16 protein-coding genes are annotated in these 21,324 nt (G+C 71.2%); 3 read left to right on the top strand and 13 right to left on the bottom strand.

Annotated features, from left to right (window positions below):
* Positions 1-133: 133 nt before the first annotated feature.
* The 6 genes from Bra3105_RS11185 to Bra3105_RS11160 form a co-directional block, all read right to left on the bottom strand.
* On the bottom strand, positions 134-1,405 hold the full coding sequence (locus Bra3105_RS11185) for a sulfatase family protein (RefSeq protein ID WP_228356766.1): 1,272 nt from the start codon (positions 1,403-1,405) through the stop codon (positions 134-136).
* A gap of 4 nt (positions 1,406-1,409) precedes the next feature.
* Positions 1,410-3,050 carry a type 2 periplasmic-binding domain-containing protein gene (locus tag Bra3105_RS11180; RefSeq protein ID WP_228356765.1) on the bottom strand — a complete coding sequence of 547 codons (1,641 nt, stop codon included), beginning with the start codon at positions 3,048-3,050 and terminating at the stop codon, positions 1,410-1,412.
* Positions 3,047-5,098, bottom strand: a complete 2,052-nt coding sequence (locus Bra3105_RS11175) for a heparinase II/III family protein (RefSeq protein WP_228356764.1) — start codon at positions 5,096-5,098, stop codon at positions 3,047-3,049. Before Bra3105_RS11175 ends, Bra3105_RS11180 begins: the two co-directional genes overlap by 4 nt.
* Complete coding sequence (locus tag Bra3105_RS11170) at positions 5,095-6,747, bottom strand: extracellular solute-binding protein (protein ID WP_228356763.1); 1,653 nt, start codon at positions 6,745-6,747, stop codon at positions 5,095-5,097. The genes Bra3105_RS11175 and Bra3105_RS11170 overlap by 4 nt, the downstream gene beginning before the upstream one ends.
* 83 nt (positions 6,748-6,830) lie before the next feature.
* Positions 6,831-7,787 (bottom strand): carbohydrate ABC transporter permease, encoded by a 957-nt coding sequence (locus tag Bra3105_RS11165; RefSeq protein WP_228356762.1) that lies wholly within the window; start codon positions 7,785-7,787, stop codon positions 6,831-6,833.
* Complete coding sequence (locus Bra3105_RS11160) at positions 7,784-8,824, bottom strand: ABC transporter permease (protein WP_228356761.1); 1,041 nt, start codon at positions 8,822-8,824, stop codon at positions 7,784-7,786. Before Bra3105_RS11160 ends, Bra3105_RS11165 begins: the two co-directional genes overlap by 4 nt.
* 440 nt (positions 8,825-9,264) lie before the next feature.
* Here Bra3105_RS11160 and Bra3105_RS11155 point away from each other — a divergent pair, with 440 nt between their 5' ends.
* Entirely contained in the window at positions 9,265-10,269 is a 1,005-nt protein-coding gene (locus tag Bra3105_RS11155) for a LacI family DNA-binding transcriptional regulator (RefSeq protein WP_228356760.1), read from the top strand.
* 40 nt (positions 10,270-10,309) lie between these two features.
* Here the strand turns inward: Bra3105_RS11155 and Bra3105_RS11150 are convergent, their stop codons facing one another.
* The gene (locus tag Bra3105_RS11150; protein WP_228356759.1) at positions 10,310-11,359 is read right to left on the bottom strand and encodes a glycoside hydrolase family protein; all 1,050 of its coding nucleotides are present in this window, start codon (positions 11,357-11,359) and stop codon (positions 10,310-10,312) included.
* A 44-nt stretch (positions 11,360-11,403) separates the two neighbouring features.
* Between Bra3105_RS11150 and Bra3105_RS11145 the strand changes: the two genes are divergently transcribed.
* Positions 11,404-12,462 (top strand): LacI family DNA-binding transcriptional regulator, encoded by a 1,059-nt coding sequence (locus Bra3105_RS11145; protein WP_228356758.1) that lies wholly within the window; start codon positions 11,404-11,406, stop codon positions 12,460-12,462.
* Positions 12,463-12,479: 17 nt separating this feature from the next.
* On the opposite strand, the gene Bra3105_RS11140 is transcribed toward Bra3105_RS11145, so the two are convergent.
* From Bra3105_RS11140 to Bra3105_RS11120, 5 genes are all read right to left on the bottom strand, one after another.
* Complete coding sequence (locus tag Bra3105_RS11140; RefSeq protein WP_228356757.1) at positions 12,480-13,769, bottom strand: hypothetical protein; 1,290 nt, start codon at positions 13,767-13,769, stop codon at positions 12,480-12,482.
* Positions 13,770-13,771: 2 nt separating this feature from the next.
* Entirely contained in the window at positions 13,772-14,437 is a 666-nt protein-coding gene (locus Bra3105_RS11135; protein ID WP_228356756.1) for a hypothetical protein, read from the bottom strand.
* On the bottom strand, positions 14,434-16,623 hold the full coding sequence (locus Bra3105_RS11130) for a hydantoinase/oxoprolinase family protein (protein ID WP_228356755.1): 2,190 nt from the start codon (positions 16,621-16,623) through the stop codon (positions 14,434-14,436). Before Bra3105_RS11130 ends, Bra3105_RS11135 begins: the two co-directional genes overlap by 4 nt.
* Positions 16,624-16,689: 66 nt before the next feature.
* Positions 16,690-18,312, bottom strand: a complete 1,623-nt coding sequence (locus Bra3105_RS11125) for an FAD-dependent oxidoreductase (protein ID WP_228356754.1) — start codon at positions 18,310-18,312, stop codon at positions 16,690-16,692.
* A gap of 261 nt (positions 18,313-18,573) precedes the next feature.
* A complete protein-coding gene (locus Bra3105_RS11120; RefSeq protein ID WP_228356753.1) occupies positions 18,574-19,209 on the bottom strand; it encodes a TetR/AcrR family transcriptional regulator C-terminal domain-containing protein in 636 nt (211 codons plus the stop codon).
* A gap of 26 nt (positions 19,210-19,235) precedes the next feature.
* Between Bra3105_RS11120 and Bra3105_RS11115 the strand changes: the two genes are divergently transcribed.
* Positions 19,236-20,225, top strand: a complete 990-nt coding sequence (locus Bra3105_RS11115) for a quinone oxidoreductase family protein (protein WP_228356752.1) — start codon at positions 19,236-19,238, stop codon at positions 20,223-20,225.
* 47 nt (positions 20,226-20,272) lie between these two features.
* Here the strand turns inward: Bra3105_RS11115 and Bra3105_RS11110 are convergent, their stop codons facing one another.
* A complete protein-coding gene (locus Bra3105_RS11110) occupies positions 20,273-21,313 on the bottom strand; it encodes a helix-turn-helix transcriptional regulator (protein WP_228356751.1) in 1,041 nt (346 codons plus the stop codon).
* Positions 21,314-21,324 lie beyond the last annotated feature (11 nt).

Genomic DNA, 21,324 nt, shown 5'->3' with positions numbered 1-21,324 from the left:
TACCGCGGGCGTGGGAACGACGCAGGTCGGGGGAAGGAATCGCGTCACCCCTGGGGAGATCCTGTGTGCTCGGCCGCGCGCGCCGGTCACCGGCGCTGCCGTCCACCGCGATGCAGAGCACCCTGCTTCCCCGTCACCCAGCGCGGGGCGGGCCTCCGATGACGTTCGCTCCGGGAGGCGGAGGGATCGGCCCGCGCACGAGGGGGTCGTCGGTCTCGCGCATCCAGCTCTCCAGGCGTGCTCTCATCTCGACCAGGACGTCCCCGTAGGCGGGGTCGTCGACGAGATTGCGGGTTTCAGCCGGGTCGAGCTGGAGATCGAAGAGCATCTCCGTCTCCGGCGCCAGATCGCCCCATCCCCGATCCACGAGGTAGTCCTTGCTGGGTCCCGCATCGGTGTGCTCGAGGATCCTGTGGTCGAGCGCTCGGAACGCGCGGACGTATGCGAAGCGCTCGGTGCGCACGGAACGCTGCGGCTCGTAGTCCACGTGGTAGGTGAGCTCGGCATGGACGGCGTCGTGCAGCGTGGCCTCCTCGTCCTCGAGAACGGGCGCCAGCGACGTGCCGCGCAGCCCCTCGCGGGCGGGCACCTCCGCGAACTCGCAGAGGGTGGGGAACAGATCCAGCTGGCTGACCAGCGCGTCGCTCACGGTGCCGGGGCGGATGCCCGGTCCGCGCATCATCAGCATGACTCCGAGGCCGCCGTCGGTGAGCGTGCATTTCATCCCCGGGAACGCCGGGCCGTGGTCCGTCGTGCACACGACGAGCGTGTGATCGGCGATCCCGGCGCGATCGACCGCATCCAGCACCGCGCCCACCGCGTCGTCGAGACGCCGCACGCTCGCCGAATATCCCGCCATGTCCTCGCGGGTCTCCGGCGAGTCCGGCAGGTGCGCCGGCGCCCGCAGATAGCGGGCGTCGTCCTGCGGTCCCGGCTCCGGGTAGCGCCGGTGGGTCTCGATGAAGCCGATCTCGAGGTAGAACGGCTCCTCGTGCTCACCCGACACGAATTGGGCCGCGACCGGCCCCACGTCGACGGCCGAGTGGCTGTCGACCGGCAGGATCTCGTCGAATCCGAGGAGCGCCGGGTCCTCGGAGACGTGCTGCACCCCCGCGAGGGCCGTGCGGTATCCCGATCTTCCCAGGACGTGGCTCAGGTGCTCCGTGGGGTCGGTGAGGGAGAAGCCCCGATGGCTGAGACCCAGCATCCCGACCTCGTGCGGCCAGCGCCCGGTGAGCAGCGCCGCCCGGCTCGGGGAGCACGTCGGCGACGCGGAGAACGCGTGCCGGAAGACGATTCCCTGCTCGGCGAATCGCTGCATCCGCGGGGTGGGCGCGGCGTACCCGTACGGGCTGATCCAGCGTCCCGTGTCGTGGGAGTTCAGATAGATGATGTTCGGTCTCACGGGATCATCCTTCGGCGGCTTCGGCGAGGGCCTTCTCGTACTCGTCCTTCATGGCGTCCCCGCCGTTCTTCCTCCAGGTCGCCACGGCATCGGCCCACGCGCTCACGGGTGTGCGGCCCTGGATGATGTCGTTCTCGACGTCGGTGAGCTTCTCACCGATCTGATTGCCCCTGCGGCTCTGGGTCTGCGAGTAGAGGCCGGTCACGGGGTTCACGATCGCGGTGGGGACTGCATCCGCCTCCGCCTGGTACTGGGTTCGCGTGACCTTCTCGTCCCCGGGCGAGTAGATGGCGAGCGGAGCGTTGCCCACGTACTCGAGCGCCATCGCGGTCTCGCTCAGGCCCTTCTGCGTGCGCACGGGGTCGGTGCCCTTCAGGTCGTGATCCACGCCCTCGATCCCGTATTTCTTGAACGTGTACTCCTCGCTCCCGAACGGCGCGGCGAAGTAGTCGATGACCTCGAGCAGAGCGCCCGCCCGGTCCTCGGCCTTCTTGCTGATGGACGTGATGTTCTGGAACGGGGCTCCGTGCCAGATCGCAGCGCTCCCGCCTCCCTCTGCGCGCGGGGGCTGCACCGTCTCCAGCCAGAGTCCGGGATCCATCCCCGGGTTCTCGAAGAAGTAGGGCCAGGCGGTGAAGGTGCCCCACATCAGGGGCGTGGTGCCGTTGGCGGTCCATGTCTTGCGCTTGGCGTCGTCGACCGAGAAGGCATCGGGGTGCAGCAGGCCGTCCGACACCATCGAACGGACCGCCTCGAGAGCATCCTGCTGGCGCTCGTCCTCGAAGGCGCTCGTGAGGCCGCCTCCGGACTCCTGCCACCCGTTCGCGATCTCGAACATCTCGCGGACGAACTGGGTCGGTGCGCTTCCGATGGCCCACTGCTTGCCGCCCGTGAGCTCGCGGCACAGCGAGGTGAGGTCCTCGAGCGAGCCGATGGCCGGGTCCAGCCCCTTCTTCTCGAGGAGATCCGTGCGTGCGTAGAGCACCGAGGACTGCCTGCCGCCGCGCGGGATCGGCACGGCATAGATCTTTCCGCCGTAGACGCAGGACCGCCAGCTCTCGGTCGGGATGTTGGCGAGGAAGGGGAAGTCCTTCACGGCGTCGCCGGAGAGCAGGCTCGTGAGGTCCGCGGCGCGCTCGGCGAGCATCGACGGCAGGCTGGGCACGTCGGTCGGGAAGTACGCGAAGATCTCGGGGAGCTGGTCCCCGGCGACCGCCGTCTGGAAGCGATCGGCGAAGTCGTTCGTGGGGACGACGGAGACCTTCATCGTGCAGCCGAGCCGGTCGTTCATCTCCTGCCAGTACGCGTTCTCGCCCATGGCCGGTGGAGCGGGACTGTTGGTCATGGCGAAGATGCCGAAGTCCTTCCCGTCCCCAGGGGTGCCGTCGGTGACCTTCTCGGGCTTCTCGGGGTAGCGCAGGAAGGCGTCGGCACTGCCGTCCTTCCCCGGCAGGTCCGGCTGCACGCCCTGGAACGGGATGTGCGTGGGGAGGGCGACGTCCGCGTTGTCGCCGACCTCGGCTCCGCCCCGGCCCTCGTTGCTGCAGCCGGCGAGTGCGAGGGTGCCGGCGAGGACGGCGCTCGTGCCGCCCAGCGCGCGCCGGCTGATCGTGGGAACCGGTTCCTGTGGTGCGGTGATGCTCATCGAGGGACTCCTTGTCCATGGGTGCGTCGGATCGCGGGAGCGCGCGGCACAGGATCGACCCGGACGTGCGCTTCGATGTCCATCTGCGTGGACTCCTCCATCCGGATGGCGAGGATCCCGAGCGACCCTCCCGTCGGGTTCCCCGGTGCGCCGGCGGCATAGGCGCGCGCACCCGGCGGCATGGGCACGCGCACGCGAGGGGCTCCGGGAGCGGAGAAGCTGACGTCCAGGGTGTCCTGCGGTCCGATGCGGAGTCGGCGCACGTCCTTCAGGAACTCGGCTCCCGGTGGGGAGCCGAGCTCTCGCGCATCGACCGCGTGCGCGTCGCCCAGCACCTCGCCGTCCCCGTGGAGGAGCCAGAGCAGCGGCCCGGGGGCATCGGCGGTCATCCGCATGCTGTCGGTCCAGCCCTCGGGAGTGAGACGGAGGGTGCGGTGGATCGAACGCTCCCTCCAGACGATGCGCGCGCTCACGTGCTCCGGCGACCAGCTGTCGAGGACTCCGTCGAGGGCGGGCTGGGCCTCGTCGTGGACGATGCCGATGCTGTGCGCCGCGGCCGAGCGGGTCCACCGCGTCATGGCGGAGGTGTATCCGCCCGATCCCAGGTCGAGGCTGCGCCAACCGCCGGCGGTCTCCGCATCGACGGCGAGCTTGTCGTGGTGGTCGTGCATCCCGGCGTCCGGGCCGAACCGGAGGGTGAGCCGGGCGCGCTCGGAGCGCAGCACAGCGATGCCCGCGTCCGCCCACAGGAACGATGAGCGTTCGGCATCGTCGGACCATCGGAGGGCGGCCTCGTCGCTCGGCTCCGTCGGGCGGGCGCCCGGGCCGCCTGGAACTCCCGGCCCCGGAAACCCCGAGGCGGGCCGACGACGGCCGAACACGAGTTCCGCGACGCTGTGCGGCCCCGTGAGGGGGCGCGACCCGGTCCCGCCGTCCCACTGTGCACCGATCCAGAGCTCGACGGGTCGCGCGCGGTCATCCATGGACGAGCCGGCCCGGATCTCCCCATCGCCCGGAGGAACCGAGGCCAGGGCCGCGGCCGGGGCCGCGGCCGGGGCCGGGAGGAGGATGGCATCGGCGGCTGCTTCGATCCCCGAGACATCGCCCATCCGCAGTCGGGGCCAGCAGTCCCCGTAGGCGGGCAGGAGCCCGTCGGAGTAGGCGAGGTGGGCGGGGGCCGTGATAGCCCGACGCAGAGCAGAATCCTCTGCGTCCGAGAGCCCGTCCGGTCCGGTGGCCTCACGGTAGGAGAGCAGGGCCGACAGCGCGTAGTAGTGATAGAAGAGGCTGGTCTCGTACCAGATCCCTTCAGCACGGAAACCCTCCCGGATCTGGGCTGCGATACCGAAGGGACCATGGTGGACCCTCTCGCGCAGCGCGGCGTCCCCCGTGCGCGCGGAGCACTCCGCGAGCGCGGCGAGGATCCAGCAGTGGATGTTGTGCACCATCGCCAACTGCGGCTCGAGCACCCGCACCACGGCCGACGCGAGCTGCTCGGCGTGAGCGGTGACGCGGACGGGGAGCTCGGGCTCGGCCCACCGCACGGCCCGCAGGAGTGCGATCGCCCAGATGGCTTCATCGAGGTTCTGGGGCATCACCCGTCCCTGACCGACCTTGTCCCCGTGCAGAGGGTGCTCGGTGTAGGTCGTCGCGTAGTGGGCGATGATCCGCTCGAGCGCTTCCACCCCGGCTGCCTGCGCAGCACTGTCGTCCTCGAGGCGGATGAGCAGTGCTGCGCGCTGGGCGTGCGACGCCACCAGGTTGTGCATCGTCGTGCGCCAGGCGCCGTCGTAGGGTTCCCCTCGACGCACGGAGCCGCACGTCGGGCAGCGGTGCACCGTCGGCGACGACGGGTCGAACTCCAGCCGAGTGCCGTCGTCGCAGAAGTAGTGGTGGGTCCACTCCGTGCGCTCGGACGGGCCGGGGATCCGCAGGGCCGCGTCCCACCGCGCGAAGTCCTCCCGCACCCGCGAGAGGATCTCTCCCGCCCAGGTCCGCTCGCGCACTCGCGAGCGCACCGCGCCCCAGTCGGGCTCGACCGGACTCATCCGTCGGCCGCTTCGGCGAGGGCCTTCTCGTACTCGTCCTTCATGGCGTCCCCGCCGTTCTTCTTCCAGGTCGCCACGGCATCGGCCCACGCGCTCACGGGCTTGCGTCCCTGGATGATGTCGCTCTCGATGTCGCCCAGGGCGCTGCCGATCTGCTTGCCCTTGCGCGACTGCGTCTCGGAGTAGAGGCCCGTCGTCGGGTTCTTCACGGCGTTCGGGATCGAGGCGGCCTCCGCCGCGTGCTGGTCCTTGGTCACCTCGGGCGCGCCGGGGGTGAAGTTCACCCATGGCCCCTGGCCGACGTACCGCAGGGCCAACTGGGTCTCGTTGCGGCCCTTCTCCGTCAGCACGGGGTCGGTGCCCTTGAGCTCGTGGTCCACCCCTTCGATGCCGAACATCTTGAAGGTGTACTCCTCGCTGCCGAACGGGGCCGCGAAGTAGTTGAGGACGTCCAGCAGAGCCTCGGCCCGGCCCTCGGCCTTCTTGCTGATCGAGGTGATGTTCTGCGAGGTCGGACCGTGCCAGATCGGTGCCGTTCCCCCGCCGTCGGCCTTGGGCGGCTGCAGCACGTTCAGGCGGAACCCGTCGGGCAGGGGGTAGTTCTGGAAGTCGGCCCAGGCGGTGAGCGTCCCCTGCAGCAGCGGAGTGGTGCCGTTGATGACCCAGGTCTTCTGCTTCGGCCCGTCCGCCGTGAACGCGTCCGGATGGAGCAGTCCGTCCTTGACCATCGCGCGCACGGCCTCGAGCGCGTCCTCCTGCCGTTCGTGCTCGTTCGCACTGGTCAGCTTGCCGTCGGCCTCGGACCAGCCGTTGGGGATCTCGAACATCTCGCGCACGAACTGGGTGGGTGCGCCGCCGAGAGCCCACTGCTTGCCGCCGGTGAGCTCCCGGCACGCGTCGGTGAAGTCCTCCAGGGAATCGGAGGTCACCTCCACGCCCTTGTCCGCGAGGAAGTCCTTCCGCGTGTACATGACGATGGACTGCATGCCTCCGCGGGGGATCGGGATGCCGTAGATCTTCCCGCCGTAGACGCAGGCCTGCCAGGTCTCGGTGGAGATGTTCGCCAGGAACGGGTACTTCTTGACGGCGTCGCCGGACAGCAGGTCGGTGAGGTCCGCGGCCTTCGCGGAGAGCATCGCGGGAAGGCTCGGCACATCGCCCGGGAAGAAGGTGAAGATCTCCGGCAGCTTGTCGCCGGCCAGCGTCGTCTGGAACCGATCGGCGAAGTCCCCCGTCGGGACCACGGTCACCTTCATCGTGCAGCCCAGGCGCTTGTTGAGCTCCTGCCAGTACTTGTTCTTGTCCATCGCCGGCGGGGCGGGGTTGTTCGTGAGGGCGAAGACCCCGAAGTCCTTCCCGTCGCCGGGCGTGCCCTCGGTGACCTTCTTGGGCTTCTCCGGATAGGTCAGCATGGCGTCGCTGACCCCGTCCTCGCCGGGCAGGTCGAATTCGATGCCCTTGTAGGGGATGTGACTCGGGAACACGGCGTCCGAGTTGTCGCCGACGGCCGCGCTGCCGCGGCCCTCGTTGCTGCATCCGGTGACGGTGAGAGCGCCGAGGGCGCCCGCTCCGAGTGCGCCGACGCCGAAGGCGCGGCGGGAGAGGCTCCGCGCGGCGGATGCGGTGGGGTTGTTCGGGGTGCTGTCCATGGTCTGACTCCTCATCGAGTGTGCGGACTGGTCGGGACTGGTCGGGAGACCTCAGGTGAGTGCGGGGTCGGCCGCTGCGGGGCTCATCCCTTGACCGCGCCGGTGAGCATGCCCTTGGCGAAGTGGCGCTGGAGGAAGGGGTAGACGATCAGCACCGGCAGCACGGAGACCACGAGGATCGCCATCTGCAGGGAGATCTGCGGCGGCAGCGAGGCGCCGTCGATGCCGATGTCCTGGCTGCCGAGCTGGGTCCCCTGCACCACGTAGGTGCGCAGGACCATCTGCAGCGGCCACTTGCTGTTGTCGTTGAGGTACAGCAGGGCGTTGAAGAACGAGTTCCAGTAGCCGACGGCGTAGAACAGGCCGACCACGGCGAACACGGCCTTGGACAGCGGCAGTCCGATCCGCAGGAACAGCTGCAGCTCGCCGGCGCCGTCCACCTTCGCGGAGTCGAGGATCTCCTGGGGCAGCTGCACGAAGAAGGAGCGCACGACCACCACGTTGAAGGCGGAGACGCAGGTGGGGATGATGAGCGCCCAGAGCGTGTCGAGCAGCCCCAGCTGCTGCACGACCAGGTACCCGGGGATGATGCCGGGCCCGAACAGCAGGCTGATGAGCACGATCAGCAGCAGGGGGCGGTTGCCGAAGGTGCCCCGGCGGCTGAGCGCCCAGCCGAGGGATGCGGTGAGGGCGAGGCTGATCGCCGTGCCCACCACGGTCACGAAGATCGAGACCCCGAGGGCGCGGGTGACCACGCCGCCCGCGAAGATCAGTCGGTACGAGTCGAAGTCGAGCCCCTTGGGGAGCAGCACGAAGCCGCCCGCGTCGGTGACCTGCTCGGGGGTGGCGATCGACGTGGAGACGACCCCGATGAAGGGGACGACCACCGCCGCGCAGCAGATCAGGAGGACGATGCCCTTGATGATCGACTCGACCGGCCCGGGCGTCGGGATGCCGTCGATCATGCGGCGACGACGCCTGCGCTTCGGGGCCTCCGGTGCGGGTGCCGCCGTGGGACGGGTGCTCTGTGCGGTGCTCATGCCTTGTACACGCCTTCCTCGCCGAACATGTGCGCGATCTTGTTGGCACCGAGCACGAGGATCAGGCCGACGATCCCCTTGACCAGGCCGACGGCCGCCGCGACTCCCCAGTACCCGCCGACGACGCCGTTGTTGTAGACGTACGTGTCCAGGACCTGGGCGACGCCGGTGCCCACGGCGTCCTGCTGGAGGATCAGCTGCTCGAATCCGACGGAGAGCGAGTCGCCGAGCTTGAGGATGAACAGCATGATGATGATCGGCCGCATGCCCGGCAGGGTCACGTGCCAGGTCTGACGCCAGCGCGAGGCACCGTCCACCGAGGCGGCCTCGTAGAGGGACTTGTCGATGCCGGCGAGCACGGCGAGGAACAGGATGGTCGCCCAGCCGGTGTCCTTCCAGATGACCTGCGAGGTGAGGAGCGCGTAGAAGACGTCGGCGTTGCCGACGATGTCCAGCGCCTTCCAGCCATGGTCCTGGAGGAAGTTGTTGAGCAGTCCTGCTCCGCCCAGCATCTGCTGGAACAGCGCCACCACGATCACCCACGAGAGGAAGTGCGGGAGGTAGAGGACGGACTGCACGGCCTGGCGGATCTTGTTCGACACGAGGCTGTGCAGGGTCAGGGCCAGCAGGATCGGGGCCGGGAACACGAACACCGTCTGGAGCAGGGTGATGATCAGGGTGTTCTTCAGCGCGTTGAGGAACTCCGGGTCCCCGTTGAACAGGATCGAGAAGTTCTCGAAGCCCACCCACAGGCTCTTCCCGATGCCGAGGTACGGCTGATAGTCCTGGAAGGCGATGACGTTCCCGCCGAGCGCCAGGTAGTGGAACGTGACGATGACGGCGATGCCCGGGAGCGCGAGCAGCAGCACGGTGCGGTCGCGCCACATGCGCTTGTACCAGGGCAGTCGGCGACGGCGGAGGCGTCGGCCCGAGCCACGGGACGCGGCGGGCGCCTCATCGGGACCGGTCGACCCGGCCGTCCGGTTCGCGGGCGGAGGGCTCAGGTTCTGGGTGCTTGACGTCTGATCGAGGGTCACGAGGGCCCTCCCTTCTGCAGGCCGTCCACCGTCCGTGGTCGGTGAGCGGGAATGGGATCTGACGGGCGAGAAAGCGGTTACCGAACGGCTGGGGCTCTCGCCATGGGGCAAGGGGATGAGCAGGTCTCGGCGTGGGGGATCCGGGAGACCGGGCGTGAGGATCAGGGGGACGACTCCGTCCGAGTGATCGATCACTTGATTCCCACGTTAGAGGGTGCGGTATCGCCTGACAAGGGGGCAATGCGCTTGCCGCCGGTTGCCACGTCGTCCACGGGCGGGGCCCGACTCGCGTGCGCCGTCGGCACGCGGGAAGATGCAGGTGCAAAGGCCGTGGTCACGGTCGACCGGGGCGCCGCACGGCCGAAGAGCGGGTGCGACGCGCATACGAGGAGAGGACCCGAGCGGGGACGCGACGCCGGGATCGGGAGAAGAGGATTGTGATGTCGGGGCTGACGGGCAGGGCGACCATCTGGCAGGTCGCGGCGCGCGCCGGGGTCTCCCACCAGACGGTGTCGCGATTCATCAACGGGGACCCGCGCATGCGCCCCGAGACGCGGGCGCGTGTCGCGGCATCGGTCCGCGAGCTCGGCTACCGCCCCAACCTGGCGGCTCGCTCCATGCGCACGCAGCGCAACCAGCGCGTGGCCGTGGTGCTCCCCCCGATGATCCACCAGGGCCTCGCGATGGCGCTGGGCGGAGCCGTCCTCGCCGCCAACGAGCAGGGGTACGCCGTGCAGGTGGTCAGCGAGAGCGGCGACCCGCAGGAGCGTGCCGACCGCGTCCGTGACATCGCGGATTCGGGCGAGGTCGACGGGGTGCTCGCCCTCGTGCCCCTTCCCCCGGCGTCGCAGGGCACCTACCCGCCCCGGGCAGCTCTGGTGGTCGCCGACGACTACGACGAGGGCAGCCGCTCCATCGGCGAGCTGGCCGATGCCACCCCCATCGCAAAGATCATCGAGCACCTGGCGGACCTCGGTCACCGCCGGTTCCTCCACATCACCGGTGAGCTGCGATTCTTCTCGGCACGGGAGCGGCGGCGGGTCTTCGTCGAGACCGTCGAGAGGCTCGGCCTGGGCCCGGCGCGCGTCCACGAAGGGGCGTGGACTGCCGAGGCGGGGCGTGAGGCGATCGCCGCCCTCGACGGCCGGGAGCGGCCAACCGCGATCGTCACCGCCTGCGACCCCACCGCCGCCGGTGTGCTCGAGGCAGCCGCCGAGAGGGGCTGGTCCGTTCCCGCGGACATCAGCGTCACCGGGTGGGACAACCATGTGCTCGGGGCGAACATGCGCCCCGCGCTGACCACCGTCGACACCGATCACCGCCAGCTCGGGAGGAATCTCATGCGCAGGCTCACCGCCGCGCTGCGCCACGAGGATCCCCCCGAGGACGAGGCCCCGCTCAACGAGATCCTGTGGCGGGGCTCGACGGGTCCGGCACCGGAATGAGCGGACGACGGCCACCGGTGCACCCTCTCGAGCGGCCATCTCACCGCCGCGCGACGGCGCAGGCGATCCTCCCTTCGAGCCGCGCACCCTTCTCGTAGAACAGGTACGAGCGCCCGCGGTGGGTGATGATCACCGGAGCGGCGACCCGCCCCACGTCCTCCCCGATGCCGCTGGCCTCATGCAGCACCCGGGGCTCGCCTGCTCGCTGCAGGGTGCGGTCCACGGTGCGGGCGAAGGCGATGCCCGTCGACGAGTGGTAGATGACGTAGTTCTGCCCGCGCCATTGCCAGAGGTTCCCGCCGGAGACGTTCCCGCCATCGAGCTCCCCCGGGACCACGAGGGGCTCCGGGAGCACCTCCCATCGACGGCCGTCGATCGAGCGAGCCGATCGGATCCGACGCACGTCCTCGACCTTTCGGCTGGCCATGAAGAACATCCCGTAGGCGTAGGGGCCACGACGGTCCGGGTGCGCGAAGACCCTCGCATACGAGGTCTCCTTGTAGTCGGCGCCCAGCATCTCGGCGGTGACAGCCTCTCCCCCGTACTCCCAGTGCACTCCGTCGTGGGAGGTCGCGAAGCGGGTGACGGTGTTGGGCCCGTGGAAGTAGCAGAAGAGCCGCCGCTCCCGGGAGTTCCAGACCACGTGCGGGCTGGAGACGTGCGGGGCGCTGTAGTGGTCTCCCCACTCGTTCTCGATCATCGGGTTGTTCTCGTACTCGGTCCACGGCCCGTCCAGCGAGTCCGCGTACATCAGGCAGATGCCGCCCGGGTCGTCGTGGGGCGCGTAGTACAGGTGCCATTCCCCCAGCGGATGGCGCACGTACCTGCCGGCGTGCACGACACTGGGGAAGATGACCTCGCCCGTGGGGTCGTAGTCGAGGTCCTCGGTGATCACTCCTCGATAGACGAACCGCGGGAAGTGATGCCCACCGCGCTCCTCGCCCTCGGCGTGGGCATCGGGTGCCGGTGCGAAGGGAGTCGCCAGGGCGCCTAGCCCGGCGGCGCCGACGGCGAGGGCCCGCCGACGGCCGACGGGGTGGAGGGTGGGGCTCGCGGGGATCTCTCCGGGGCTCATGGGTTCGATGGGCATGATGGAATTCCTCTCGACGTCGAACGGAAGCGGGTGGTGGCTGGATGGGCCGCACGGGATCGAGCCGGGTCACGCAGCGGCAGATCGCCGAGCTCGCCGGCGTCAGCCAGGCGACCGTCTCGATGGTGCTGAACGAGCGGCGCGACGGGCCGGCACGGATCCCGGATGCGACGCGGCAGCGCGTGCTGCGACTGCTCCAGGAGACCCACTACGTCGCGGACCCGTCCGCGCGCCGGCTCGCCGGGGTGGACAGCCAGATCGTGGGGGTGTTCACGTACGAGCCCGCCTTCCCCCGCGAGGCCCAGGACTTCTATGCGCCGCTGCTGACGGGCATCGAGGCGGAGGCCGAGCGCATGGGCTGCGATCTGCTCGTCTTCACCAGTGCGCCCGTGACCGAGGGCAGGAGGCGGCTGTTCAGCGGCCGCAGTCGCCTGCGGCTCGCCGACGGCGTGCTCCTGCTGGGCGTGGAGATGGACTCGGCGGAGCTGGATCGCCTGGTCGACGAGGCGTTCCGGGTCGTGGCCGTGGGGCGGCGCGACAGCCCGCGCATCCCCTACGTCGGCATCGACTACGTGAGCGCCGCGCGCGATCTCGTGAGCAGGGCCCTCGGGATGGGCCACACGCGAGTGCTCTCCCTGCACCGGGGCGCGCCCGGGGAATCGGTGGCGGACAGGCGCGCCGGTGTCCTCGCCGCCTGTGCGGACACGGGAGTCGACCTCGAGGAGGTCGTCGCGCGGCCCGACGACGAGGGGGCTGCCTGGGACGCGATCGACCGCTCGCAGCCCAGTCTCGTCATCGTCGAGGACGCTCCGCTCGCCGAGAGGCTGTTGGAGTCCGCCGGCCGTCGGGGGATCCGCATCCCCGAGGACCTCAGCGTGGTCGCACTGAGCGCTCCTCGGCAGCGGGACGCGGCGGAGTCGCCGCTGACCTGCCTGGATCCTCCGCGGATCGAGCTGGGACGACGTGCGCTCGCGCTGCTCACCTCGCTCCTGGGCGATGAGGAGCCGCCTCCGGAGGCCCTCCGCGTCCTCCTGGAGTGCCCCGTCCGCCCAGGCGCGACGCTCGGCGGCCCGGGAGCGGTCCACGGCAGCCCGCCCGCCTGATCCGCTCTCGCCCCGGGTCACAGGTGGATCACCGCCGAGACGATGATGCCCGCGAGGGCGACGACCCAGACGTACGGGAGCGTCCGCACGAGCACCTGCTGTGGGGAGACGCCGGAGTACTGCGCCGCCCACACCGTCTGGGTGCTGGTGGGGTCGGTGACGCCGAAGACCTGGTTGTAGGAGGCCATCAGGCCCAGCACCGCCATCGGTGAGTAGACCCCGGTCGCGGTCATCGCGCCGGCGATCCCGGCGCCGAGGCCGAAGATGTTCAGGGGCCCCCGGTACAGGCACAGCGGGACCAGCAGCGTGAAGACGAGGACGAACACGATCGGGTTCGTGGGCGTGATCGCCTCGACGATCGGCCCGAGCGTGCTCACCGCGCCGGGGAGCCCGACGGCCGCGAGCAGCATGCCGATGGCCAGGAACAGGGTGATGGGCGGCGCCGCGGCGTCGAACCCGTCGTAGAGCGAGCGCAGGAGCCGGGTCGCCCACTTGCTGGGCCGGGTGGTCGTCGCGACGGCGAAGAGGATCCCGGCCAGCAGCGCCGGGATGATCGGCACGAGCAGAACGAGGGCGAGGAGGATCGGCACCAGCGGCGTGAGCAGGGAGTACCACGGTGCATCGCCCAGCCGCTCCCTCCGCGATGGTGCGCGCGTCCTGGCCCCGGCGCCGGCGAGGGTCCACTCGTGGACGCTGCCCCGGCGCCTCGACTCGATGAGCACGAAGGCGATCGCGGCGACGGCGGCGAACGGGAACAGCCAGATCATGAAGGCGCGCACCTGTGGGATCGGCAGGTCCAGCGCGGTCGAGAAGAACTGCCAGATGGGCAGTTCGAAGGGCATGCCCGCGCCGATACCCATCAGGATCGTCCCGGCCGCGGTCACCTTCGGTATCCCCACGGCGATCATCGCCGGGATGCCGATGACGCCCGCGAGGAGCGCCGCGGGTGCCGAGCCGGTGACCGAGCCGCACAGCGCGGAGACCACGAGGATCCCCAGGGCGACCACGACAGGGCGGTCCCCGCCGAACTCGACGGTCTTGCGCACGAGGGTGCTCGCGATCGCCGTCTCCTGCAGGAGCGAGCCCAGCCACGAGCCCAGCAGCACGGCGATCATCGTCGAGGCGAGGGTGACGGCGCCCTCCTGGTACACCGTGGTCAGCAGGCTGTTCTCCTCGCCGGCGATCGTGGCGCCGGCGACGAGCGCGACGGCGGTCGCGATGAGGAAGAGGGCGAAGGCTGTGGGGACCTTGCCGGTGAGGATCAGCACGACCCCCACCGCCATGATCGCGATGATGACGAAGCCCATGGTCACTCCTCCTCGAGCGATGGACGGATGGTGGGGACGCTCCCCCGCAGGGCGCCGTCGGCGGCGAGCGCGGCGAGGATCGGGGAGCGCGGGAGGCCCAGACGGGCCTGGGCGAAGGCATGGGCGGCGAGCTCGTCGGCCCCGGCGATGTGCGCCCAGCGCACGTGCCGGCCCAGCCGCAGCGCGGGCACGGCCGTGGCTCGTCGCAGCTCCCGCCCGCGGCCGTGGACGATCAGCTCGTGCGCGCGCTCGTGCAGCAGCGCGGCCTCGCGGATGCACCCCTCGGGGAACAGGCCGCGCCATCCCAGCGCCTCGATCACGGCCTCGCAGTGGACGATCACATCGGTGAACAGGTCGATGCGTCCCAGGCGGGGGTGCACGCGGGCGATGGCGGGGGACGGCGAGAGCAGGCCGTCGTCGTGCTCGCGGACCACGGACGGCCCGGGGGCCGCGCTCGCGGGATCAGCAGCGAGGGCCCGTCCGTGCTCCTGCGCTCGACGGCTGACCCGGACGAGCATCGGCTCCGTGCGGCTCTCGTTGGTGGGGGTCCCCCGCAGGAGGTGCGCGCCGAGGCGGACGTCCGTGGTGCTCCTCTCCAGGGCACGCAGCTCCGCCAGGGTCCGATCGCTGATCCGGAGGGAGCCGGAGCCCGCCGTGCGGGCGCTCATGTCCGCTTCTCCACGACGGCGACCACGGGCTCCGCGCGATCGCGTCCCTCGAGGTCGCTGCGGGCGAGGGCGAGGAGGGCGCCGGAGTCGAGCACGCCGGAGAGGTCGGACAGGCGCGGACCGACGAGCAGGTGCAGGGCGGGAGCGCGGCTGCCCCCGTCGCCGTAGCTGGTGTGCTCGGCGATCAGACCGGAGAGCACCTGCTCCGCCTCGGCCACGGTGCTCTGCGCGATGACGCCGTCCGGTGCCGCGTACCGGACCACCCCTTCGCGGTCGAGGACACGCACCGGGTGGCTGGGCCTGGTGCTCAGCTGCCACCAGGGCCGACGGCGATCGGTCTCGTAGACGACGTGGGTGTCGGTCCGGGCGAGCGCAGTCAGCCGGGAGGGATCGGCTCCGAGGCTGTGGGCTGCGATCTCGAGCAGCTCGATCTCGGAGAGCCGGCGGGCGCGGTCCTTGGTGCGCAGCTCGGTCGCTCCGGAGGCCGTCGCGCGGACGGTGTCGGTCTGTGGGTCGACAGTGACGTCGACCGTGACCTCCGAGGGGTCGGCGCCCTGGGCGATCACCGCCTGCTCGGCCTGACGGCGCACGCCCAGGATCTGCTCCTCGCTCGCTCCCGGGATCACCCGCTCGACCTGTTCGCGGATGAGGGCGAGGGCGACGCCGATCGGGCTGATGACCTCGGCGTGGCGGGCGATCCGTCCCTCGAGGCCCGAGCTCTCCGCGAGGAACGGCGTCACCGCGCCGGCGCCTCCGCCGCCGCCGACGAGCAGGGCCTGCTCGCGGGGCAGGGAGTAGTCGGAGATCATCTCGTCCACGACGTCGGAGACGGCCTTCACGCCGGTCTCCAGGACGCTGCGCGCCGCGGCGGCGACATCGACGCCGAGGGCGGCGGCGAGCGGCGCGAGGGCGGCGCGGGCGGTCTCGGGATCGGCGCGCGCGTAGTCCTCGTCCCCGATGAGGCCGAGCGCATTGGCGGCGCAGGTGAGGGTGAGCGCGAAGGAGCCGCCGACGGTCTCGAGGACCAGGTGGTCCGGCCTGTCGCCGTCGACGGGGGCGATGGAGCGCAGGCGGGCTCCCTCGAGCTCGCCGCGAGCGGCAAAGCAGGCGTACGGGAGGCCGGCGATGTGCGCGCTGCGGGGGCCGACGCCGATCACGCGCGAGGACCCGTCGGACAGCTCGGCACGGACCATGGACCCGCCTCCGATGCCGACCGTGCGCACGTCGAGGGCGGAGAGATATGTCGAGCTCCCGCCGAACCTCGTGTACTGCACGGCCACCCGGCCGCTGCGGATCACGGAGATGTCGGTCGACGTGCCTCCCGTCTCCAGGAAGATCCCGTCGGAGACCCGCTCCTGCATGAGCGCGCCGGCCACGCCCGCGGCGGGGCCGGAGAGCACGGTCAGCAGAGGTCGGCGCCGCATCTCGTCGAGGGACATCACGCCGCCGTCGCAGCGCATGACCATCAGGGGGGCCCGGATCCCGGAGCTGCGGATGCTCTGCTCCACGAGTTCGGCGGTCGCGAACATCCGGGGAAGGATCACGGCGTTGAGCACCGCCGTGCGGGTGCGCTTGGCGAGGCCGTACAGCGAGGAGATCCGATGGGTCTCGGTGACCAGGAGCCCGCGCTCGCGGGCGGCGCCTCCCACAGCCTCCTCGCCCTCGGAGAGGTCCACCGAGAAGGGCTCGGTCACCACGACCGACGAGATGCCGCGGTGCTCGACCTCATCGAGCACCGCGGAGATCTCGTCGGCGTCGTGGGGATCCCGCACGTGCAGGTAGTGCACGGGGAGCTGTCGTCCGGGGGCGATATCGATCCGGCGCAGCGCCGCGAGGCGCTTGGTGAACACGGTGCCGGCCCCGGTGCCGATGCCGATCAGGGCGATGTCGGCGACGTCGCCCTCCAGCAGGCTGTTGGTCGCCTGGGTGGTGCCGTGGGCGAGGAACACGACGTCCTCGGCGGTGCGTCCCACGTGCTCGAGGAGCGCATGGAGCGCGGCGACGATCCCGTGGGCGACGCCGTCGGGGTGGTCATGGCTGGTCGGGGTCTTCACCTGGCCGATGAGCTCGAGCGTCTCGGCGTCGATCGCGACCGCATCGGTGAAGGTGCCGCCGACGTCGATGCCGATCCGTAGCGGCATGCGGGAGCGGGCCTCGTCGGGGAGGGGACTGTGGGGATCGGACACCTCGGATGCTCCTTTCGGGGCGGTTCCCCCCGCGCAGCACCCTGCTGCGCGAGGGGTGCTCGGTGGTCAGTACCCGCGGACCTCGGGCCAGCGCCGCTCGATCCCGCGGGAGTCGAGACGGGCCGCGAAGGTCGCGAACAGTTCGGAATCCCCCTGGACCTCGCGGGGAGCGAGGCCGCCCTCGAGGCAGTGCACGGCCAGTTCGCCGGCGACCTCGCCGATGTTCCACTCGACGGGATGCAGGCGATAGCAGCCGTTGGTGATGTGCGTGGTGCCGATGCCCTTGCCCGCAGGCAGGAGGTTCTCGACCCGCACGGGGATGAGGGCGCCCAGAGGGATCTCGAAGGGGACGCTGGGCACGTCGATGTAGTGGTCGCCGCCGGTGGAGGGATGGAGGTCCAGGCGGTAGCTCCCCACGCCCACCGAGTCCGGGTAGTGCGTGCGGCCGTCCTCACCGACGATGTCCGCCGCCACGTGCTGCTCGATGATCGTGGTGACGGCCCGGATCCTCCGCGACTCCCGCACGTAGGGCGCCTTCGCCAGGCCGTCGGCGGTATCGGTGACGTCGCGCCGCAGGCGCAGTCCGGGATATCCGGTCCCGCCGTCGGGCCGGGGAGCCTCGGTCTGCAGCCAGTGCAGCACCGAGAGCGAGAGCTGCTTCGCCTCGTACAGGGCCTTCGCGCGGGTCTCCTCGTCGACGCCGACCAGCGGCGTCAGCCAGTAGTCGTTCAGCGGCCAGTTGACCAGGCAGATGTCGGAGTCGAACGTGCCGTCGGGGTACAGGCGCCGCGCGAGGATCCTGCGGAACCCCCAGAGCTCCTTGTCGCCCGCATCGGCGCTCTGATCGGCGCCGATCTCGAGCGGGTCGGCGTCCGGGTTGGGAAGGAAGGTGCGCTCGCCCGCCTCGAGCGTCCGCGGATCCGGTGCACACAGGCTCAGCAGGGGTCCGGTCCAGAACTCGGGGGCGTAGGCGCGCCAGAACTCGTACATCGCCGGGCGCGCGATCACGTGGTCCTCGCCCTCGTGGTGCGAGACGGCGAAGCAGAAGGTGATGCCCTGCTGGTTCATGGGGTCGGCCTCGACGGGAGCGTGCGGCTCGTCGTGCTCCGAGCGCGGCTCCGCCCCGATCACGGACTCGACGCCCCCGAGGTCCAGCAGCTCCCCGGTCTCGGTCGCATCGAGCACGTAGGCGCCGTCGATGCTCACGATCCCACCGGCCGCGTCGCGGACGACGACGCCGGTGCACCGATCGCCGTGCATCCGCACCTCGACGGGCCGCACGCCCCGCAGCACCTGCAGCAGACCGGCCGAGCGGTGCGGGGCGAGCATCTCCTCGAGCACGGCCACGCCGATCCGCGGCTCGTGGCAGAGCTTGGAGACGCGTCCGGCACCGGGGTTCAGGTGCGGGTCGTCGGCCGCCTCGGGCCGCAGGGGGTAGGCACGACGGTAGTAGGAGCGGATCCCCTCCCGGAGCGCCCGGTAGCTCGCGGTGACGCCGAACTGCTCGACCCAGGGATGCTCATCGGGCGGGACGGCCTGGGAGGTGAGCTGGCCGCCGAGCCAGTCGGTCTCCTCGGTGAGCACGGCGCGACGACCGGAGCGGCAGACGGCGAGCGCCGCGGCGACCCCTCCCAGACCACCGCCGATGATGACGACGTCGGTCTCGATGCGCTCTGTGGCGTCGGGCATTCGTGGCTCCTGTGTCCGGATGCGGGATCATCCGCGCCCCCGCCGCCGGGGCAGGAACCGGCGGGTCGGGATCCGGGGCTCCGCGCGCCGCCGGTGGCGCAGTGCGACCGACCGTAGACGCTTATACGCATAAGCACAATGGACCGGACCTGCGGCGATGATCAGAAGTCGGGTCCGCGACCGACCGCCGCGCATGGCCGCCCCAGACCCCCCGGACGACCGCCCCACCCGTCGGCGACTCCGCCTCGCGACGGGGTGCGGTCACTCCCCCAGCCTCGTCGCGACCCCCGCGAGCACCATCGCCAGCTGGGTCTCGAACCGCTCGTGAGGATCGGCCCGCAGGTGCCCCGTGCGGCGCACGAGGGGAGCGCCCTCCCCGATGAACGCGTCCCGGGACTCGGCATCGTAGCGCTGGGGATCCTCCTGCGCGGACTGCGCGCGCTCCTGCTCCTCGATGACGAAGCCGACCACGAAGGCGGTCACCAGTTCCGCGATGTCGACGGCCGTCTCGAGCGGGACCCCGCCGGCCGTCCACGCCTCGAGCCACGGCTCCTGTGCGCGCAGCACGTCGGGGTCGGTGAGCCGGGTGCCGCTGAAGGTGCGGGCGCCGTCGCGGTGCAGCAGGTACTCGCGGCGCAGGGCCCGCGCGTAGTCGCCGAGCGACTCCTGGGGGCTCGCCCCGGCCCGGGGAGCGGAGGCCGCCATCACCCGCCGCTGGATCTCGGTCCCCATCTCGTCGAGGAGCTCCTGCTTGCCGCTCACGTGCCAGTAGAGAGCGGGCGCCCTGACGTCGAGCCGGGAGGCGACCGCGCGCACGGTGACCGCGTCCGCGCCCTTCTCGTCGAGCACCTCGAGTGCCGCCTCCACGATGCGCTGCCTGGTGATCCCCTTCGCCATGCTTGACACCTTAACAAAGTTAAAGCATGCTGAACCCACTACTGAACTTAGTTAAGGAAGAGGAGCATCCCATGCGCGCAGCCGTCGTCACCACACCCGACAGCCTCCCCGCGGCCACCGACTTCGCCGACCCCGAGCCCCAGCAGGGCGAGGAGCTGATGACCCTGGTGGGCGCCGGAATCCACCAGGTCGTGCGCTCGATCGCGTCCGGTCGTCACTACGGGAGCACGGACCGCTACCCGCTCGTCCCCGGAGTCGACGCCGTCGCGCGCCGTGCCGACGGCACCCTCGTGTACACCGGCTTCGCGCGGGCCCCCTGGGGCACCATGGCCACCTCCTTGGCCACGCCCTTCGGCCTCCCGCTCCCCTCCGGCGCCGATCCCCTCGCGATCGCCGCGGGGATGAACCCGGCCATGTCGGGCTACCTCCCGCTGGTGGACCACCGCGAGACGCACGGCGAGCTGGGCACCGTGCTCGTCCTCGGCGCCACCGGCATGGCAGGGCGCGCCGCCGTGCAGTCCGCCCTCGCCCTCGGAGCGACGAGCGTGATCGCCGCCGGCCGCGACCAGCAGTCCCTGGCCGAGCTCACCGCACTCGGCGCGCGTCCCGCGGCGATCGGGCACTCCGCCGAGCCGCTCGCCGCAGAGATCGCCCGCTCCACGCCGTCCCTCGTGCTCGACTACGTCTGGGGCCCCGTGGCGGAGGCGACCTTCGCCGCTCTCGGGCGACGCGGGCTCGGGGACGACGCCGCGCAGATCTCCTACGTCCAGATCGGGAGCCTCGCGGGCGCCGACGCGTCCCTGCCCGCGAGCCTCCTGCGCAGCCGGCGCATCACCCTCAGCGGCAGCGGAGCGGGCTCGGTCGACACGAAGGAGCTGATCGCACGGCTGCCCGGCCTGATGGACCTGATCGCCGACGGCACGCTGCAGATCCCCTTCACCCCGTACCCCCTCGCGCGCGTGGCCGAGGCCTGGCAGCACACCGGCCGGGACCGCGCGGTCGTGGTGCCCGACTGACGACGGCCTGGCGCCGTGCCCCCGGAAGACACGTCACCGGGGCCGTCTCACCGGGGCCGCGTCTCGCCGGTCTGCGCGGCGAGGATCTGCTCGGCCAGACCGATCACCCGCGTCCGCACCTCCGCGGGGCCGAGGATCCTCGCCTCGCCCGGCATCGCCGCCAGCAGATGCGGCACCCAGCGCCAGTCCCGCACATGGGCGCGGACTCGCGTGCGGCCGTCGCCCCCGACCTCGAGATCGAGATCCTCGTACGGAAGGGCATCGAGGATCTCGCCGGGCGTGGCCGAGACCTCGAGCTCCACAGGCAGGCGCCCGCCACGCACCCCCTGCTTGAGCTGCTCGCCGCCGTCGCCCAGCGGCAGTCGACGCGGCACGAAACGGGCTCCTGTCGCCGCGATGGACCTCATCCGGTCCACGCGGAACGTCCTCCAGTCCTCACGGTCCATATCCCAGGCCAGCAGGTACCAACGGGCGTAGCGATGGACGAGCCGGTGCGGCTCGGCGCGGCGCCTGGACGTCTGCTCCGCATGTGCGTGCTCGAAGCCCAGCACGAGGTGATCGTGCACGGCCTGGGCGAGCTCCGACAGGGCGGCAGCGTCTATAGCGGGAGCCGATGGGACGCCCACGTCCAGCGCCTCGCGGATGGCTGCCGCTCGCGGGCGCAGCCGGCGCGGCAGCAGCTGGAGGAGTTTTGCCTGCGCTCGCGCGGCGGCTTCGGGAACTCCGCCTGCCCCACCACCGCCCCCGTCGTCCGCCCCGTCGTTCGCGGCGAGCCCTCGCGGCCTGCCGGACGCTCCACCCGGGCCCTCCTCTGCGGCGGCGAGCATCGCGAGCCCCAGCTGCACGGCCACCGCTTCGTCCTCCTCGAGCACGAGCGGCGGCATGCTCGCCCCCGGGGCGACCCGGTAACCGCCCCCGGGTCCCCGACGCGCCTCGACCCCGTAGCCCAGCTCGCGCAGGCGTTCAGAGTCCCTGCGCAGGGTCCGCTCGCTGACCCCGAGCCGCCCGGCGAGCTCGGCGCCGGTGAACTCCCGTCCCGTCTGCAGCACGGCGAGCATCTTCAGCGCCCTGCTGGTCACGTCCGTCATGGGATCCGAGC

Origin of the sequence: Brachybacterium halotolerans subsp. kimchii (assembly GCF_020792675.1) — a bacterium.
GTDB lineage: Bacteria > Actinomycetota > Actinomycetes > Actinomycetales > Dermabacteraceae > Brachybacterium > Brachybacterium halotolerans.
The sequence above is the reverse complement of the archived record's forward strand: the minus strand, read 5'-3'. Positions and strand labels throughout refer to the sequence as shown.

Coding starts and splice junctions, on each gene's coding strand:
- Bra3105_RS11140 (WP_228356757.1), bottom strand. CDS start 13,769: ATGGGCTTCGTCATCATCGCGATCATGGCGGTGGGGGTCGTGCTGATC.
- Bra3105_RS11110 (WP_228356751.1), bottom strand. CDS start 21,313: ATGACGGACGTGACCAGCAGGGCGCTGAAGATGCTCGCCGTGCTGCAG.
- Bra3105_RS11165 (WP_228356762.1), bottom strand. CDS start 7,787: ATGAGCACCGCACAGAGCACCCGTCCCACGGCGGCACCCGCACCGGAG.
- Bra3105_RS11115 (WP_228356752.1), top strand. CDS start 19,236: ATGCTGAACCCACTACTGAACTTAGTTAAGGAAGAGGAGCATCCCATG.
- Bra3105_RS11120 (WP_228356753.1), bottom strand. CDS start 19,209: ATGGCGAAGGGGATCACCAGGCAGCGCATCGTGGAGGCGGCACTCGAG.
- Bra3105_RS11170 (WP_228356763.1), bottom strand. CDS start 6,747: ATGGACAGCACCCCGAACAACCCCACCGCATCCGCCGCGCGGAGCCTC.
- Bra3105_RS11150 (WP_228356759.1), bottom strand. CDS start 11,359: ATGCCCATCGAACCCATGAGCCCCGGAGAGATCCCCGCGAGCCCCACC.
- Bra3105_RS11125 (WP_228356754.1), bottom strand. CDS start 18,312: ATGCCCGACGCCACAGAGCGCATCGAGACCGACGTCGTCATCATCGGC.
- Bra3105_RS11155 (WP_228356760.1), top strand. CDS start 9,265: ATGTCGGGGCTGACGGGCAGGGCGACCATCTGGCAGGTCGCGGCGCGC.
- Bra3105_RS11145 (WP_228356758.1), top strand. CDS start 11,404: ATGGGCCGCACGGGATCGAGCCGGGTCACGCAGCGGCAGATCGCCGAG.
- Bra3105_RS11175 (WP_228356764.1), bottom strand. CDS start 5,098: ATGAGTCCGGTCGAGCCCGACTGGGGCGCGGTGCGCTCGCGAGTGCGC.
- Bra3105_RS11135 (WP_228356756.1), bottom strand. CDS start 14,437: ATGAGCGCCCGCACGGCGGGCTCCGGCTCCCTCCGGATCAGCGATCGG.
- Bra3105_RS11180 (WP_228356765.1), bottom strand. CDS start 3,050: ATGAGCATCACCGCACCACAGGAACCGGTTCCCACGATCAGCCGGCGC.